The organism is Vreelandella zhaodongensis (genome assembly GCF_013415115.1).
Taxonomy (GTDB): domain Bacteria; phylum Pseudomonadota; class Gammaproteobacteria; order Pseudomonadales; family Halomonadaceae; genus Vreelandella; species Vreelandella zhaodongensis.
Genome location: NZ_JACCDD010000001.1, coordinates 47,078 through 64,900 on the forward strand (window position 1 = coordinate 47,078; position 17,823 = coordinate 64,900).

Consider the following 17,823-nt stretch of genomic DNA (forward strand, 5'->3'; position numbering starts at 1 on the left):
ATTAAGTAAACCGTACCCGCCAGGATTGACAGTTGACCATGGACGCGCGAGTCTAACTCTGTTGAAGGCGGCTATCTGCAAGGAGAAAGCCCCATGCTCGAAGATTGCAAAAATGCCCTGGAGCGCTGGGGGGGCGTGCATAGTTTGATCGACCGCTGGCTGGATCAGCGCCGCTCGCTTCTGGTCAGTTTTATTGAGCTGAAAGACGCCTGTGATGCCGAGCTTGAAGAAGTAAGCAAAGCGCGTATTGATAGCTTCAGCGAGCTGTTGATGGACTACATTAGTGCGGGGCACTTTGAAATCTATCCACAGTTAGCTGAAGAAGCGAAAGCATTTGAGGACGAAGCGGCGCTGCTGATTGCTGCACAGTTACTTGAGCGCTTAGAGATGTCGACGGCAATGGTGTTGGAGTTCGATGAAGACTTTGCCTCACCAGTGCGCTGCCAGCAAAATCTAGTGCGTTTACCCGCCTGGATTGATCGCTTAGCGAAAGGCCTCACTGAACGTTTTGCACTTGAAGACCAGTTGATTGTTCGCCTGCACGCCGCCCACAGCCCTAAGCAGATGGAGTCACCTGCTTAGCACTATTCAATCGTTATTTAGCAATAGCGCTGCCCCGCGAATGGTGGCTGATTAGGTAACCTCGCGCCTTAGCTTCCCGCCTATCACTAACATGCAGGGGGTGAGCAATAGTGTAAGGCCGGTGGCGAAAGTTAAGCCGCCAGCGATGGCGCTAGACATCTGGGTCCACCACTGGGCAGAAGGGGCGTTAAAACCTAGTGCCGGGGCAAATAGATTAACGTTGATGCCGAGCACCATGGGCATTAGCCCCAGCACGGTGGTAATGGCGGTTAGCAATACCGGGCGCAGGCGCAGGGAGCCAGCTTCTAATGCCGCGTCAGCGGGGGGCATGCCTTGGCCGCGCAGCTCGTTGTAGGTGTCGATCAAGACGATATTGTTGTTCACGACAATACCCGCCAAAGCGATGACCCCCATCCCCACCATGACAATACCGAATGCCTGGCCAGTAATAAGTAAGCCCATCAGTACCCCAGCGGTAGAGAATACAATGGCCGAGAGCACCAGTGCAGCCTGATAGTAGCTATTGAACTGCGTTACTAGAATCAACGCCATCAGCCCAATCGCAATCAAGAAGGCACTGATTAAGAACTGCATTGCCTCTTGCTGATCTTCCTGCTCACCCGCCACGTTCACCATTAAACCATCGGGGAGTTGATCGCCACCGGCATCCAATAGTGTCTGTAAGCGTTCGTCCGCCAAGTAGCCCTCGGCCAAATCTGCTTGAATAGTCACCGCCCGACGGCCATCAATACGGTTCAGGGTGCCGACTTTAGGGGCGGGTGTAATCTCTACAAAGTGCGAGATAGGCACCTGGCCGCGCGGTGTGTTAATGGTCAAACGCTCAAGCTGGTTGAGCGTTCGCCAGTTCTCCGGTAGGCGTACTCGAATATCTACTTCATCGTTAACCGTGGGAGGGCGGTAGCTTGCCACTTGAAGCCCCGTGGTGAGTAGTTGCACAGCACTGCCGATCGTTGTGATATCAGTGCCCATCCTGGCCGCCGCTTCCCTGTTGACGTTCACTTGCCACTCGACTCCTGGCAAGCTGCGGTTATCTTGAATATCAGTAAAGCCGCCAAGTTCACGCATGAACGCGGTAATTTGGTCAACACCTGCGTTAGCCACCTCTGGGTCGCTGGCACTGACTTCGAGCACAATCGGTTTGCCGCCGCCAGGCCCCATCTCCTGTTCACGAAACTCTAATGTAATGCCGGGCAAGTCCTGAGTCCGTTCAGCCATATCCGCCAGGATAGTGCGGGCAGGGCGGCGGTGATGCCAATCCACAAGCTGAAACTGCAACACACCAATAACATCGTTGCCCATTTGCTGGTTTGGCACTGCAAACGAACGTGCATAAAGGGCTTCGACTTCTCCCATGCCGCGTAATCGCTGCTCGACCCGCTGCAGGATGGCATCGGTTTCGTCAGCGGAAAAATCGCCGCGGGCGCGTACCAATACTTGGGCGCTATCCGGTTCAACATCGGGAAAGAAATCAACGCCATGATTAAAGCGTGCATAGCCAGTGTATAACAGTGCAATCAGAAGTAGGGCAAACACGAGTACCCAAGCAGGGTGTTGCAGTAAGCGCCCTAACAGGCGGCGGTAGCCACGCCCAAAGGCGGTGCTTTCAACAATGCGTGTGCTTCCCTCTGGGGCGGCGGAAGACGTACGCGTAAACAGCCTGCCCAGGGTGGGGAGAAATATCAACGCCATCGCCAACGACGCGAGCAGGCATAAAATCACCGTGGCAGGCAGGTATTTCATAAACTGGCCAACCACGCCGGGCCAGAAGAGCAGTGGCACAAACACCGCTAAGGTCGTGGCCGTGGAAGCAATGACCGGCCAGCTCATGCGTGACGCAGCGTTAAGCCATGCCTGATGAGGTGTTTGCCCTTCTTGGAGGTGGCGATCAGCAAGCTCACTCACCACTATCGCGCCATCGACCAGCATGCCAGCTACCAAAATGAGCGCAAACAGCACCACAATATTGAGCGTAAAACCAAATGCCCAGACCAACAGAATACCGGTTAAAAACGCTCCAGGAATGGTTAGGCCGACCAGTAGCGCCATCCGCCAGCCCATCACGGCCACGACGACAATCAGCACCAGCACAACAGCGGTGAGTACGTTATTCAACAGTTCAGAAAGCATATTTTGAACCGTGACGGACTCATCCAAGATGGTGGTAATACGCAGCTGTTCCGGCAGTAGGTCACCGGCTTGGTCAAATCGCTCCCGAACTGCGTCAATGGTCGCGATAATATTTGCCCCAGCGCGTTTAGAAATCTCTAGTACCACCGCAGGCTGGCCATCGATACGGGCAAACCCTTCGGGGTCTTTGTAGGTCGGCAAAATCCAGGCAACGTCACCGAAGGTAACCACTTGGTCTTCTTCAACTTTTACTGGCATGTCCATGACATCGTCTAGCGATTCGATAATGCCCGGTACTTTTAACGCTAACCGCCCCGCGCCGGTATCCAGGCTGCCGGCAGCCACCAAGCGGTTATTTCGTGAGATTTGATTAAACAGCGCATCGAAATCTACGCCATAGCTCTCTAACACCAGTGGGTCGACAACGATTTCTAACAGGTCTTCACGCTCCCCAGCAATGTCCACCTCGAGGACATCGGCAATGCCCTCTATCTCCTCTTTTAAACGACGCGCAATGGTAACGCGCTCACGGGTATCCAGCTCACCGGAAAGGCCGATGCTCAGCACTGGAAACTCAGAGACGTTAACCTCCATTACCCGTGGTTCATCCGCCTCATTGGGCAGACTGCTACGGGCAATGTCGACTCGTTCGCGGACATCGGAAAGCGCGGTGTCGGGGTCAAACCCCGGGTCAAATTCCAGCGTGACCGAGCCATGCCCCTCGCTAGATTGTGCGGTGAATTTACGCAGCCCCTCAATGCCCCTTAGTTCCTGCTCCATTGGGCGGATTAGCAGACGCTCACCATCTTCTGGGCTGACACCTTCCAGTGACAGTGCGACATAGATAATTGGGATGGTGACGTCGGGGTTCGCTTCTTTCGGAATGATCAGCCACGCGGTAATGCCTGCTAATAACAGCCCTACCAGGAGTAACAGCGTGGTGCGTGTACGAGTAAGGGCTGCATTAATTAGCTGACGCATGACCATCTTCCTGGTTAGCCATCGGCACGGGTACTACTGCTTCCCCCTCAGTAACTAGGCCGGCGCCAAGGGTGATGAGTTTCACAGTGTCAGGGAGGCCGGCCACGTAAGCGCGCTCGGTATCTGTGCTGATCAGCTCAATAACCGTTTGAGCAACGCGATCCTCATCCACGATGTGCTTAACGGCCAACTGACCTTGTTCGTTCAGGCTGAACAGGGCAGGCGAAAGGGTATGTACCTGACGCGGGGGAAGTGTGATAGTGAACTCGGCACTGCCACCCGCCAAGCGCTGCCTGTCTGGATTGTCCAGTGTTACTTCAATATAAAAGGTACGGGTGGCTTCCTCAGCACGGCTACTGATGAAGGAAACTTCTCCGGAAAGCGTACTGCCGTTGAGTAACCGAGCAGTCACAGGCAGGCCGACAGTAAGTTCGCCTATTTGCTGTTGAGCCACCCAGGCCGTGCCGGTTAAGCGGCGGTCATCAATCAGACGTGCCCACGTTTCACCTGGCTGAAGAAGATCGCCAATCTCAACCTGAATACGGTCCAACACGCCTTCAAACGGTGCTGTGGGGCGTGTGTCCCTAAGCTGTTTTTCCAACTGAGCAACCTGAGCAGCGCTGGCACTGAGCGCACTTTGTCGACGCAGTAAATCCGGCTGGGATATCAGCTCTCGGCGGCGTAAATTTTGCGCCCCTGCATACTCCGCTTCAGCAAGCGCGAGCTCATCGCGTGCCTGTTGTAAACGTTCGGGAAGCGCATCATTGTCCAGTATCAGTAGCGTGTCGCCTCGCTTGACCATTTCCCCCTGGGTCACAGGCCGTTCGGCGACATAGCCTGTGACATTAGCGCGCAGCAGCGTTTCACGCTGAGCCGTTAGTTGGCCTTGAAATACCTGCTGGGGAACGTAAAGCGTGCTCTGCTGCGTCACGACTTCTACGCGGGTAGCAACGTCTTGCTCAGTGGCGTCTGAATCTGGGGGCGCGTTTTGGAAGCGTTGGAAATCGCCAACGGCCAACCATATCACCAGTGCCAGTACGAGCAGGCTGGCAAGCGCGTAAGAGTAGGGGATTCGTCGCATGGGGTGTTTATTTCCGTATTAACCCAAAAAATCACACAAAGTAAGTCATGCTGAGGGGTAAGGCTTATCGACCGACACACCATAGCGCAACTGGCGTCTGGCAGCGAGTACCAAGCGGCGGCGCGGATGGGTAGTAGTCTCATGTCTGATTGAGTTTTTATACATCTGGGCATACCATCTTGGCGTCTTGAGTTCTGTCGACCCACTCTCAGACGAGAACCCACACTAGGCGAACCATCAAGGAGCAGTGATGAAAGATCCAGTACGTATTGCGATTACCGGCGGTGCCGGCCAGATTAGTTACTCTCTTATTTTCCGCATCGCCGCTGGCGACATGCTGGGGCCGGATCAGCCAGTCATTCTCCAGCTGCTCGAAATTCCCCAAGCCATGGATGCGCTGAGCGGCGTCGTCATGGAAGTCAACGACTGTGCCTTCCCGCTGGTGCAAGATATCGTGGCCACTGACGACCCCAATGTTGCCTTCAAAGATGCTGATTTTGCTCTGTTGGTAGGCGCACGTCCGCGTGGCCCGGGTATGGAACGTAAAGATCTGCTGGAAGCCAACGCTGCAATCTTTTCTGTACAAGGTAAAGCGTTGAACGATCACGCTAGCCGTGATGTGCGCGTGCTGGTGGTAGGTAACCCCGCGAACACCAACGCATTGATTGCTTCTTGCAATGCGCCGGACCTAGACGCAGGTCAGTTCACCGCCATGACGCGTCTGGATCACAACCGTGCACTAACGCAGCTGGCTCAGAAAACCGGCAAGCATGTCACTGATGTTGAAGGCATGATTATCTGGGGCAACCACAGTGCTACCCAGTACCCAGATCTGGCGCAGTGCAAAGTAGATGGCAAAGCCGCCTTCGACCTGGTTGAGCGTGATTGGTACGAAAACGACTTTATCCCCACCGTTCAGCAGCGCGGCGCGGCGATTATCAAGGCTCGCGGTGCATCTTCTGCAGCCTCGGCGGCATCTTCAGCCATCGATCACATGCGCGATTGGGCGCTGGGTTGCGACGGCATCGTCAGCATGGCGATCCCGTCTGACGGTAGCTATGGCATTGAAGAAGGCATCATTTACTCCTACCCAGTTCGTTGCCAGGGTGGCAAGTATGAAATCGTTCAAGGCTTCGAACTGGACGCTTTCAGCAAAGAGAAAATGCAGGCCACCGAGAAAGAACTGCGTGAAGAGCGCGCGGCAGTTGAGCACCTGCTCGGCTAAGCACGCTGGCTGGCGTTCTTTGAACTGTTTTTAGAACAGTGCTCAGTAATAAAAAACCCCGCAAGCTTAATGCTTGCGGGGTTTTTCAATTTGGTCACTTACGACTCACCACAGTCGTCATTCCCGAATGGGGTAATCGGGAATCCACCTTGACCTTTGCCGCTGGGGCTCGAAAACCAAGGTCAAAATAGATTCCCGCTAAGGGCGCGCGGGAATGACGGAGGTGGGAGCCTAACTACTCAATCACGCAAGCTCATAATGCGCCATTGGCGCTCTTCGGCGACCTGGCGGAGCGTGTCATCAGGGTCGACGGCAACTGGGTGCTCCACTTGTTCAAGCAGGGGAAGATCATTGTGGGAGTCACTGTAAAACCAAGCGCCATCGATCGTGAACTCTTTATCCTCAAGCCACTGTTGCAGCCGAGTCACCTTACCTTCGCGGTAGCTGGGAATGCCTGCCACACGGCCTGTGTAACGGCCATCTATCATTTCAGGGTCGACAGCAATGAGGTCATCTACACCTAATCGCTCTGCAATGGGCGCAGTGATAAAACGATTAGTGGCGGTGATGATCAGCAGCGTATCGCCTTTAGTGCGATGGCGGGCGAGAAGCTCTTCTGCCTTTGGCAAGATATGTGGCTCTATTTTGCTGGCCATAAACTGCTGGTGCCAGGAAGCCAGTTGCTCGGGGGTATTATCTGCCAGCGGCTTTAATGCCATTTCTAAAAACGCTGCCATGTCTAACGTGCCCGCATTGTAGTCAGCCATGAAACGCTCATTGGCTTCCCGGTAGGCAATGGGGTCAACCGCACCTTGCTCAAGTAAAAACTCGCCCCAGGCATGATCGCTGTCGATGGATATCAGCGTATTATCCAAATCGAAAATGGCCAGACTCACGGCGCTCCCCTTATGGTGTTGGTTAATTGTGCTGGTCGTTAGCTTAGTAATGAACGTCAGTAACGGTTTGCAAAGCGGCGAATTATCGCAGAGTCACCATGGTTTAACCACTTAGGGTGATATTGTATTGATACGCTTGTCTTCCTTGTGGAAAAATGGGGACAACTGAAAATTTATATAAGGTGATGTCCGTGATCGACGCTGACGGCTTTCGCCCCAATGTTGGCATCATTATTGCCAATAGCCAGGGGCAGCTGCTTTGGGCGCGTCGTGTAGGGCAAAACGCGTGGCAATTTCCCCAGGGAGGCATTAAATCAAGCGAAACTCCACAACAAGCACTTTTTCGTGAACTGTTTGAGGAGATCGGCTTAACCGCTGACGATGTTGATATTGTCGCCTGCACCCGGGGTTGGCTGCGCTACCGTCTGCCACGACGCATGATTCGCACCCACTCGCGACCGGTCTGTATTGGCCAGAAGCAGAAGTGGTATTTACTCAAGATTCGTTGCCAAGAGAGCCGAATCTGTATGACATCAACGCCTAAACCAGAATTCGACGGTTGGCGGTGGGTCAGTTACTGGTATCCGCTAGGACAAGTGGTGCCGTTCAAACGAGAGGTATATCGGCGCGCGCTAAGAGAGCTTTCTCCTCGCGTTCAGCGCTTGGCGCAACAAGACGACGGATAACGCGCACTCCACTGCCCAACGAAGGCAGTGAAAGCTGGCCGACAATCCCTCAGCGAGGCAAATAATAGTGAATAGTAAAACGTCCATGCTTGAGGTGCTGCGACGCGTTATTCAAGAAGTGAATGGCGCACGAAACCTCGACGCCGCGCTGTCAACAATGGTACGCCGCATACGCAAAGCCATGCAGACGGATGTTTGCTCCTTTTACTTGTACGACAAGGAGCTAGAGTCGCTGGTATTAATGGAAACCATCGGCCTGCGCACGCAAGCGGTAGGACGCGTTGTGCTTCCACTGGGTGAAGGCCTGGTTGGGTTGGTAGCCAAGCGCAGTGAGCCGCTTAATCTGGAAGACGCTCAGGCACACCCACAGTTCCGCTACTTTGAAGCCACTGGGGAAGAGCGTTATTCCAGTTTTCTCGGTGTGCCGATTATCCATCAACGCTTGATGCTAGGCGTGTTGGTTGTACAGCAAGCTGAAAAACGCAGTTACGATGATGAAGATGAAGCCTTTCTAGTGACCATGGCGGCTCAGCTAGCAGGGGTGTTGGCTCACGCACTTGCTACTGGCAACCTAGCACGCCCCGCGTTGCCTGGGGGGCAGGCCATGTTTACTGGCGTGGCGGCTTCTCCTGGGATGGCCATGGGGGAAGCGGTGGTGATTACGCCGCCGGCGGACCTCAACAGCGTGCCCGACCTTATTCCTAGTGATCAAGAGTACGAAATCGTGCGGTTGAAAGAAGCGATTGGCAAAACCCGCGATGAAATTCGTGCGGCAGCCGAACGCTTGGTGAACCGCATTTCGTCCCAAGAGCTGGCGCTATTTGATGTCTACCAGCAAATGTTAGGCGAAGCCGCGCTATCTGAGGAAGTGGAAAAACGTATTCGTGAAGGGCAGTGGGCGCCTGGGGCGTTAGCCGATGTGGTGCGCCGCCATGTGCAATACCTAGAGCGGGTAGATGACGACTATTTACGAGAGCGTGCAGCAGATATTCGTGATTTAGGCCGCCGTGTACTAGCGCACTTGCAGGAAGACACTCCTTCCACCCCAGAAACCTATCCCGATAATGCGATTTTGGTAGGCGATGAAATTAGCGTTGCCATGTTGGGAGAAGTGCCGCGGGATAAGCTCAAAGGGCTGGTATCCGTTCGTGGCTCAAGCACGTCCCACGTAGCGATTGTTGCCCGTGCGATGGGGATACCCACCGTGCTGGGTATGGTGGATTTACCGCTTCCACGCTTAAACGGTGCGCCGGTAGTGCTCGATGGGCATCGTGGGCGTTTATTTGTACGCCCAGCGCCAGAGCTAACAACGCGCTATCAAAGCCTAATTGCCGAAGAGGCTGCGCTGAGTGAGCTTCTCGAGCACGAGCAAGATCAGCCTAGTGAAACGCCAGATGGCTATGCCATGCCGCTAATGGTGAACACTGGGCTGGCCGTTGACCCTTCAGCGCTACTGAAAAGCCGTATTGGAGGGGTAGGGCTGTACCGCACCGAAGTGCCCTTTATGATTACCGAGCGCTTCCCCGGTGAAAAAGAGCAAATGCGCATGTACCGCGAGCAGCTGGAAGGCTTTGCGCCGCTGCCGGTGGTGATGCGTACGCTAGATATTGGGGGGGATAAAGACCTTCCTTATTTCCCCATTGAAGAAGCTAACCCGTTCCTGGGCTGGCGCGGTATGCGTGTCACACTGGATCATCCAGAGGTCTTGATGGTGCAGCTGCGCGCGATGCTTAAGGCATCCCATGACTTAAGCAACCTTTATGTGCTCTTCCCGATGATTACCAACGTGGAAGAAGTCGACGAGGCTATCCGCCTGTTGGACCGCGCTATTCTTGAGCTGGGCGAAGAAGGCATCCACGTTGAACGGCCCATGGTCGGTGTCATGATTGAGGTGCCGGCGACTATCTATCAAATGGATGCATTAGCGAAGCGGGTCGACTTTTTCTCCGTGGGCAGTAACGACTTAACGCAATATCTGCTAGCGGTAGATCGAAACAACCCGCGGGTGTCGAGTCTTTATGATGCGCTACACCCCGCGTTGTTAGGGGCACTGCAAGAGCTATCACAAGATGCCAAGCGTCTTGATAAGCCGATTTCGCTATGTGGAGAGTTGGCCGGAGATCCTGCCGGTGCGCTGCTATTAATGGCAATGGGGTTTACCAGCTTGTCGATGAACGCACCCAGCTTGCCGAGAGTGCGTGCCGCTATACGTCGGGTACCGATGACGGATGCTCAAACGCTGCTTGAAGAAATTATGCAGCTGGATACACCGGCGCTTGTACATGAGCACCTTAATAAGCGCATGGACGAGTGGCAGCTTTCTCACCTGTTACCACCCCGGGATTAAGACTGCCCGCTTGCATTGCTTCCACAGCTTAAGCAGTTGTTAGTGTGGTTTCACCCTCAAAACGGCCGAGCGGACCAAACCGCTGCTCGGTCATTTCTATTTGCCCGTCGTGATTTAACGTCAGCCATGTAGTGGCACGGGTACCGTACTGCTCACCGACGATAAAAGCAGCTGAAAGCTGGCGCTCCAGCGTAAGTCCTACGCCGGTATCCGGCAGCTGCTCATCGGGAGCCGTTTGCGCATTATGAAGCGCGCGCTGAGTTGTTGTACGCCACCTGTCGGCAGGGCTATTTGCCAATGCGTCGCGCACCAGCGTCAGTTTTGGCCAAGGCGTATTCAAAGTGGCATTAGAAAGGCCGTGCACGCCCGGAGGAACAAGCGAAAGTGACACGCCATGACGGCCGCGATGTAAGTGCCACAAGCGGCTTTTTGTCGCAACTAGCAGATTAAACCCAGCATAGTGCGCGGCAGTATTGCGCTCAAGGTCCTTAAGCCAGGATTCCACATCGCCATTTTGCAATGCGCACGTGACAAGCTCCCCACGACTGGGGGCATTGGCAGGTGTTATCAGGCCTGGGTCACGCACATTAGTAAGCGCAGCCACGACACCTTGCTTGCTAGCGGCTAACCATGTGCCACCCGCCTCTAAATCGCGTCCGCCTATTATGGTGGGTTGCTGCTGCCAACGTGCAAGTGGGGCGGTGGGGCGCTGATGAAACTCATCGCGATTACCTGCCAAGCGTAGCGGTATATCAGCGCCTGGCGACCAAGAAAAGGTGATCAAACACATAGGTGACTCGCTGGTGGTGGCTTAGTGCCTGGGAGGCAAAATGTCGGCTGCTAGCAGCGTGGAATGACAGCGTGGCATGACAGCATGGCAGCGTAGACGTACACTTCACTTTAATATAATCATGCACGGCCATACCATGGCTGCCTACTTATCGAGGCGAAACGAAACACCCATAGCCACCTTGGAAGGCGCAAACTATGCAACGCTATCGGCGAGAGCACTTCTGGAATGCCATTGTCTGGCCCATTTTGTGGCCTTTGTTACTTGTCCAGGCGGCATTGGTGCTGCTATGTGTGCTAGTTGGGCTTGTTATTTGGGGGCTATCCCCGAGTCAAACCTCATGGAGCACAACGCTCTGGCTAACCTTGGCGCTACTCTTAGGTAGTTGTTTAAACGTCGGTGTCTTTCTGATGCTGGTGAAGAGTCGAGCGAAGCAAAAAGATGCGTCATTCATGCAGGAGCTCGCCGAGCTAGAGCGCCATGCTGTTAGTCTTGAAAAAGTGAGTCTCGAAAAAAATAGCCTTGAACATGCGAAATTGATAGACCACAAGCGCTTGGACATGAAGCGCACAAAAATTAAGCCCAGCCTGACAAATGAGGCGCCGATAGAGAACGATGAGGCATCATTACCGTTGGAGCGTTTAGCTAACGTCAACCAGCGTTTGGTAGAGCTAATAAGCTTGGAAGAAGAGACGCAGCGTATGCAGGTAACGGCTGAGCCCGCCAAGCCCGACCAGGCGTTAATCGACGACCTTCACCACCAGCAAAAACAGCTAAAACATCTTCTGGCAGGCCGTGATCGTGCGCGCGAAGAGTCGCGGTTAAAGTCGGGTTATTTAACTGTGCTGCAGCGTGAGGCCGATACCCTTTTTGACTATCTGGGGAATATGTTGCACGCAGGTGATAGTGACTCAGAGGTGACTTATCAAGATATCACTTACGTTCGTGATCGACTGGCCGATATACAAGCGCTACTTACCAATTTTGTACAGCAAAGTGCCAATGAAACGGATGCTTATGAGTACACAATGCCAACCGTCCAGCGCCAGCTTCGCATACTGGTCGTTGATGATGGCCCTGTTAATTTAATGCTGGCGCGTCAAATGCTTGAGACTCAAGGGCTGCGAGTCGAAGGTGTGAGCAGTGGCGAGCAGGCCCTAGAACGCCAGCAGTCCACGTTTTATGACCTCGTGTTTATGGATATATTTATGCCGACCTTAGATGGGCTTGAAACCGCGCGGCGTTGGCGATCCTACGAACGCCTCAGTGGTAAGACGCGCAGTGTATTGATAGCCCTAACCGCTAATGTCGATAGCAGCGGTCAAGACATCTATCAGGCGGCAGGCATGGATGACATGCTACCAAAGCCTTACAGTCCCGAAACGTTAGTCAACATGATTACCAAGTGGGTGCCAGCGGCAAAAGGTGAGGCGAACAGTCAATGACGGCACTAAGCATCTTGGTGGGATATTTAGCACTGGGCGCGGCAGCAGGCACAATGGCAGGGTTATTTGGGGTTGGGGGCGGTTTGATTATCGTCCCTGTGCTTGTTTTCGCCTTCGGCCTACAAGGTGTTGCCCCTGAAATTACCATGCATCTTGCAGTGGGCACGTCGTTAGCCACTATTGTGATAACGGGAGCCTCTTCAGCGTTGGGACACTTCCGCAAAGGGAGTATTCATCGCCCATGGTTTATGGCGCTGTTACCTGGGTTAATGTTGGGGGCTATTGGTGGTGGCCTGATTGCAGACAACCTTTCCGGCACCGTGCTAGGCACGCTATTTGGTATTTTTGTGCTGTTGCTGGCGACGAAAATGGTGCTTGGCCTCACGCCTAAGCCGGGCAGCCTTGCGCCAGGTACTATCGCCATGACCACCGCTGGGGGCGTCGTTGGTGCTATCTCGGCGCTTTTTGGTATAGGTGGCGGTGCGATGACGGTGCCCTGGCTGTCTCGGTGCGGCGCATCGATGACACAAGCAGTGGGAACCTCAGCCGCTTGTGGCTTACCAATAGCAGCGGTGGGTGCGATAACATTCATCGTGGTCGGTTGGGGCAACCCGCTTCTACCGCCATGGGCGACAGGCTTTGTGATGTGGCCAGCCTTTATCGGGATTGTTCTGACCAGTGTGCCATTTGCACGCATTGGCGTGAGGCTGGCGCATGTAATGCCCGCCCATATACTGCGTTACTCTTTTGCAGCGCTGCTGGCCATCGTAGGTTTGCGCTTCATATTGACGTAATTCCATGCTACCAAGCGGCCGCTTTTTTCCTATTCGCCTAGAGACATAGAGACCCTTAATGATTAATTATCCGACGATAGACCCTGTGGCGATCTCGCTTGGTCCGTTACAGGTGCATTGGTATGGCTTGATGTATGTGGTGGGGTTTGTAGCAGCGTGGTGGTTAGGCTGTAGACGAGCACCGCGCATCGGGCTGACAAAAGACGATATTGGCGATTTGCTGTTCTACTGTGCCATCGGTGTTGTGGCGGGCGGACGTCTCGGTTACGCACTATTTTACGGCCTGGGGCAGTGGGCTTCAGATCCGCTGTGGATCTTCCGTGTGTGGGACGGCGGCATGAGTTTTCACGGTGGTTTGCTAGGTGTATTACTTGCCGCATGGCTGTTTGCCCGCCGCAAGAAGTTGGCATTTTTTACCCTGACAGACTTTATCGCGCCATTAGTGCCCATTGGTTTAGGGGCAGGGCGCATTGGCAACTTTATTAATCATGAACTGCCAGGGCGGGTAACGTCGCTGCCTTGGGGAATGCCATTTCCTGGCATGGGGCCAGAGCCTCGCCATCCTTCGGCGCTCTATGAAGCATTTCTTGAAGGTATCGTGCTGTTTGTCATTCTGTGGTGGGTATCCGCCAAGCCTCAAGCGCGTGGCTTTGTGTCAGGGTTATTCCTGCTAGGTTACGGCGTCTTCCGCTTTATGGTTGAGTTTGTGCGAATGCCGGATGCTCACATTGGTTATCTTGCGTTTGGTTGGTTCACCATGGGCATGTTGCTGACGCTGCCGATGATCGTTTTAGGGTTGCTATTCATGGCATGGTCGCGGAATCAACCCATCGATGCCAAGGTTTGATAAAAGGTATGTGATCATCGAGCGTTAAGGGTTTGGTAGCGCGGCGAAAGTGTCAGCGCATCCGCAGGTGGGATAGGCAGTAGAGCCTGGGTAGACCACAAACCTGTAGCAGCCTAGAATACATCTCCACACCGCCTGTTAATTTGGAATTTATGTGACTGTAACAACGCCTACGTCAACGATAACCACGCCGAAAGAAGCGCTGGAACAGCCGTATTTAGACCTAATGCGCACCGTGCTGGAGCAGGGCGTTGATCGACACGATCGCACTGGTGTTGGCACGCGCTCGATATTTGGTCATCAAATGCGCTTCGACCTTTCTCAAGGTTTTCCGTTGCTCACCACTAAAAAGCTGCACCTGCGCTCTATCATCCATGAGCTGCTGTGGTTTTTAAAAGGTGATACCAATATTGGGTATCTGAAAGAGAACGGCGTACGAATTTGGGACGAATGGGCAGATGAAAACGGCGATTTAGGCCCTGTTTACGGCTATCAATGGCGTAGCTGGCCAAACCCGAATGGCGAAAGTGTCGATCAAATCGCCAACGTATTAGAGCAGTTGCGTACGACGCCGCAATCGCGTCGGCTCATCGTGTCAGCCTGGAATCCTGCGCAGGTAGACGAAATGAAGCTGCCGCCTTGCCACTGCCTGTTCCAGTTTTATGTCGCTAATGGGCGTTTATCATGCCAGCTGTACCAGCGCAGCGCGGATATTTTTCTAGGGGTTCCCTTTAACATTGCAAGCTATGCACTGTTGCTCAGCATGGTGGCCCAGGTCACTGGCCTGAAGCCTGGCGAATTTATTCATACGCTAGGCGACGCCCACCTCTACAGTAATCATCTAGAGCAGGCGCAAGAGCAACTGGCTCGCACGCCCAAGGCGCCACCCCGCTTAGTGCTTAACTCCCAAGTAAGCAGCCTGTTTGACTTCACGTTTGATGATATTTCTATCGAAGACTATGAAGCGCACCCCCATATTAAGGCGGAGGTAGCGGTATGAGTCAGCAGGTCGATGCTTACGATTGCTTAGTCCCAGTAGCAATGATTGTTGCTATGGCGAAAAACCGCGTGATAGGTGTAAACGGCAAGCTACCATGGTATTTGCCGGAAGATTTAAAGTTCTTCAAGCGGATGACCCAAGCTAAGCCGCTGGTGATGGGGCGTAAAACCTACACCTCAATAGGTAAGCCATTGCCCAACCGGCTTAATATTGTTGTCACCCGCGATGAAAGCTTTACAGTGGAAGGTGTGCGTGTATGTCACGAGCTGCCAGCGGCGTTAGCCTTAGCAGATCAACAGGCCACCATTGAAGCCGCTGAAGAGATTATGGTGATGGGAGGGGGCGAGATTTATCATCAGGCGCTCCCTTATGCTCAGCGTCTCTATATTACTGAGGTAGATGTTGAGGTAGAAGGCGATGCCTTTTTCCCCGAATTCTCTATGGAAGAGTGGCAAGAAGTTCAGCGTGTAGCGGGCAAGCCAGCAGAAGGGCAGCCCCAATACGACTTTGTTGTCTACGAGCGGGTCGGCGACTGATCAGCGCAAAGGAGGGGACGATGGCCGCAAGTATACTGCAGTTAATAGAAACACTAGAAGCGCACCTGGAGCAGAAAAACGCTGAACTAAAAGCGTTGCGCGAAGAGAATAAAGCGCTCAAGCAGCAGCTTGCTGACCAATCTCGGCATCCTCAATTACCTGCGCAGTCAGTGGAGCCACATTTAGCCCAGCCAACGCCACTCAGTTCCGCAAAGGAAGAAACTGAAAAAAGGCGCGTTGATGGGGCGTCTGTTGGTGAGAAGATCATCGATGAAGTACCCGTTGATGAGGTGCCCGTTGATAAGAAGGAAGCGGATGACGCGACAGTGACGCAAGAGTCTCCTCTGCCGCCATCTCCCCAAGCGCTTCTCAATCAGTGGTACCAGCGCTATCCTAAGGCGTTTTTTACTGGGCATACGAAACCGCTAAAAGTGGGGATTCATCAAGACCTTGCGCAGCGAGAGCCCTGGTCAGGTAAGTTGATCCGCCGCGCGCTGGCCAACTATGTAAACCTGCCTCGTTATGTGAAATCCATGCGCGAGGGAGCAGAGCGGATCGATTTAGAGGGCCATCCAGCTGGAAAAGTCGATAAAGAAGCGGCTCGGCATGCCAATGAACGACGCAAAGATAAGTCCGTTAATGAAGCGTCAAAAGGCCATGTCTCGAAAGACCATGTCTCGAAAGCTCATGTCTCGAAAGCTCATGTCTCTAAAAACCAGGCAGCCAAACAGCCCCAGCGAATGGCCAATAAAAATCCGCCAATAGCGCAGGCAAATGATAGTGAGGTGCCCGCGGCAGGGGGAGCTCAACATGGCAGTAGCGACGTGCCTAGAAAAAACGAACGAATAGCGCCGCTTAGCCTAGAAGATAAATTAAAGGGGCTGCAGGAAAAATTTTCTGGCCGCTGAGACCGATTAGTAGCCATTGGGTTCCTCAAAAAAGCACAAATCGTAAAAAAACACTGTTTTTTTCTATTGCGTTCCCTTGGTTCACAGTATAGAGTTTGACCTGCGAGCATTGGACTATAACAAGGCTTCGTTGAGGACATGTCGCATACCACCGGGAAAAACCGGAGGATGGAAAAAAGAGCATGGCCCGCAAGCCAACTGTCAGCTTCAAAAAAGTCTGGCAGCAACGATCGAAACAGTAAGCTAGTTAAGGAACCTACATCATGAAAAAGACACTTTTAGCGACTGCTATCATTGGCGCCCTAGGTGCCTCTGCTGCCGCTCAAGCAGCTACCGTATATGACCAGGACGGCACCCGTCTTGATATCTACGGCCGTATTGCCATGGGTATCGAAGGTGGCGGTTCAGATCGTAACGATGACGGCGAAAAAATCGACAACAGCGCTGAGTTTGTTGACGTTTTCTCTCGTCTTGGCCTGCGCATGAGCCACGAAGTTAACTCTGACCTGTCTGCTTTCGGTCGTTTAGAGTGGCGCTTCAAGGGTGATGAGCGCGACACCGAGTCTGGCTTCCGCGAAATTCGTCAGAGCTACATCGGTCTGCAAAGCAACCAATACGGTACTGTGCAAGCTGGTAACTTCGACAGCTTCTACAACCAGTTTGTTTCTCTGCCGTTCGATGTTTACATCAATCGTGGTCTGGAATTCGCTGGTCACCCGAAACAGTCTCGTGGCGACTCCATCGGTTACTACACGCCGAACCTGGAAGGCTGGACTGCATTCTTGCAGCTCAAGCACTACAGCGAGCGTGGCGAACTTGAGCCGGTTCGTGATGAAGGCAACGTTGTTGCTGCACAGGGTGGTGTTCAGTACGAGCAAGGCCCGATCACTGTTGGTCTAGGTTTTGTTGACGACGTCGTACGTGGCGGCGGTAACGGCAAACTGATGGGCGGTCTGATCGGTTCTTACCAGATCAATGATCAGTTCTCTGCTCGTTTGGGCTACGAAGGTCGTAAGCACAGTGAAACATATGCTGGCCCGGGTACTAACGGTTACGACAAATGGGGTCTAGGTGCCACTTACACCACTGGTCCTTGGGCATTCAATGCTGACATCTACGACATCAGCGAAGATGGCGATGGCCCGAACCGCACTGCTTGGGCGCTGGGCTCTTACTACAAAGTTTCCAGCAACTTTGATGTTTTCGCAGAAGTTAATCAGCGTGACCAGCAGTCGTTTAGCATTGACGTGTTTGACGATGGTCGCCCAGTTCGTGTAGACCGTTCTGAAAGTGAAGACGTATACTGGCTGACAGGCGCTCGTTACCACTTCTAAGCTTGGCTTATATGCCTCGCTTGAAGGGTAAAGACTCTGCAAGTAAGTAATAAATAGAACCGGCCCCAAGGGGCCGGTTTTTTTATTGGTAGAAAAAAGTCGTAGCTACGTTGAGTTACATAGAGGGGAGTAAAAGGGTATTATGTCTTTCAAAATCATGCCTAATGGACGTTGTTACGTACCTTTGGTGCCCTGAAAGCAGTATCATTAGTGCGTTCAGTTG

At 53.4% G+C, this 17,823-nt stretch carries 15 protein-coding genes; 11 read left to right on the forward strand and 4 right to left on the reverse strand.

Translation table 11 applies throughout. The annotated features are described in order from the left end of the window. Nucleotides 1–93 precede the first annotated feature (93 nt). A complete protein-coding gene (gene rsd, locus HZS79_RS00205; RefSeq protein ID WP_162218312.1) occupies nt 94–582 on the forward strand; it encodes a sigma D regulator in 489 nt (162 codons plus the stop codon). 51 nt (nt 583–633) lie between these two features. Here the strand turns inward: rsd and HZS79_RS00210 are convergent, their stop codons facing one another. After that, a complete protein-coding gene (locus tag HZS79_RS00210) occupies nt 634–3,711 on the reverse strand; it encodes an efflux RND transporter permease subunit (protein ID WP_179926753.1) in 3,078 nt (1,025 codons plus the stop codon). After that, nucleotides 3,695–4,792 carry an efflux RND transporter periplasmic adaptor subunit gene (locus HZS79_RS00215; protein WP_179926754.1) on the reverse strand — a complete coding sequence of 366 codons (1,098 nt, stop codon included), beginning with the start codon at nt 4,790–4,792 and terminating at the stop codon, nt 3,695–3,697. Before HZS79_RS00215 ends, HZS79_RS00210 begins: the two co-directional genes overlap by 17 nt. A gap of 250 nt (nt 4,793–5,042) precedes the next feature. On the opposite strand from HZS79_RS00215, the gene HZS79_RS00220 reads away from it, so the two are divergent. Then, a complete protein-coding gene (locus HZS79_RS00220; protein ID WP_162218309.1) occupies nt 5,043–6,017 on the forward strand; it encodes a malate dehydrogenase in 975 nt (324 codons plus the stop codon). A gap of 239 nt (nt 6,018–6,256) precedes the next feature. On the opposite strand, the gene HZS79_RS00225 is transcribed toward HZS79_RS00220, so the two are convergent. Further along, nucleotides 6,257–6,913: a histidinol-phosphatase gene (locus tag HZS79_RS00225; RefSeq protein WP_162218308.1), complete on the reverse strand. Its 657-nt coding sequence runs from the start codon at nt 6,911–6,913 to the stop codon at nt 6,257–6,259. A gap of 191 nt (nt 6,914–7,104) precedes the next feature. Here HZS79_RS00225 and HZS79_RS00230 point away from each other — a divergent pair, with 191 nt between their 5' ends. Then, a complete protein-coding gene (locus HZS79_RS00230) occupies nt 7,105–7,599 on the forward strand; it encodes an RNA pyrophosphohydrolase (RefSeq protein ID WP_162218307.1) in 495 nt (164 codons plus the stop codon). Nucleotides 7,600–7,684: 85 nt separating this feature from the next. After that, the gene (gene ptsP / locus HZS79_RS00235; protein ID WP_179927042.1) at nt 7,685–9,946 is read left to right on the forward strand and encodes a phosphoenolpyruvate--protein phosphotransferase; all 2,262 of its coding nucleotides are present in this window, start codon (nt 7,685–7,687) and stop codon (nt 9,944–9,946) included. Nucleotides 9,947–9,974: 28 nt separating this feature from the next. Here ptsP and HZS79_RS00240 read toward each other — a convergent pair whose 3' ends face one another. After that, complete coding sequence (locus HZS79_RS00240) at nt 9,975–10,736, reverse strand: NRDE family protein (RefSeq protein ID WP_179926755.1); 762 nt, start codon at nt 10,734–10,736, stop codon at nt 9,975–9,977. A gap of 197 nt (nt 10,737–10,933) precedes the next feature. On the opposite strand from HZS79_RS00240, the gene HZS79_RS00245 reads away from it, so the two are divergent. From HZS79_RS00245 to HZS79_RS00275, 7 genes are all read left to right on the forward strand, one after another. Then, nucleotides 10,934–12,181, forward strand: a complete 1,248-nt coding sequence (locus HZS79_RS00245; RefSeq protein ID WP_179926756.1) for a response regulator — start codon at nt 10,934–10,936, stop codon at nt 12,179–12,181. Continuing rightward, the gene (locus HZS79_RS00250) at nt 12,178–12,975 is read left to right on the forward strand and encodes a sulfite exporter TauE/SafE family protein (protein ID WP_179926757.1); all 798 of its coding nucleotides are present in this window, start codon (nt 12,178–12,180) and stop codon (nt 12,973–12,975) included. The genes HZS79_RS00245 and HZS79_RS00250 overlap by 4 nt, the downstream gene beginning before the upstream one ends. Nucleotides 12,976–13,033: 58 nt before the next feature. After that, nucleotides 13,034–13,822, forward strand: a complete 789-nt coding sequence (lgt, locus tag HZS79_RS00255) for a prolipoprotein diacylglyceryl transferase (protein WP_162218303.1) — start codon at nt 13,034–13,036, stop codon at nt 13,820–13,822. Between the two features lie 226 nt (nt 13,823–14,048). Next, nucleotides 14,049–14,822: a thymidylate synthase gene (locus tag HZS79_RS00260; protein ID WP_246311390.1), complete on the forward strand. Its 774-nt coding sequence runs from the start codon at nt 14,049–14,051 to the stop codon at nt 14,820–14,822. Beyond that, a complete protein-coding gene (locus HZS79_RS00265) occupies nt 14,819–15,358 on the forward strand; it encodes a dihydrofolate reductase (RefSeq protein WP_179926758.1) in 540 nt (179 codons plus the stop codon). Before HZS79_RS00260 ends, HZS79_RS00265 begins: the two co-directional genes overlap by 4 nt. A gap of 20 nt (nt 15,359–15,378) precedes the next feature. After that, complete coding sequence (locus HZS79_RS00270) at nt 15,379–16,266, forward strand: ProQ/FINO family protein (RefSeq protein WP_179926759.1); 888 nt, start codon at nt 15,379–15,381, stop codon at nt 16,264–16,266. 263 nt (nt 16,267–16,529) lie between these two features. Beyond that, nucleotides 16,530–17,600, forward strand: a complete 1,071-nt coding sequence (locus HZS79_RS00275) for a porin (protein ID WP_179926760.1) — start codon at nt 16,530–16,532, stop codon at nt 17,598–17,600. The last annotated feature ends 223 nt before the right edge of the window (nt 17,601–17,823 follow it).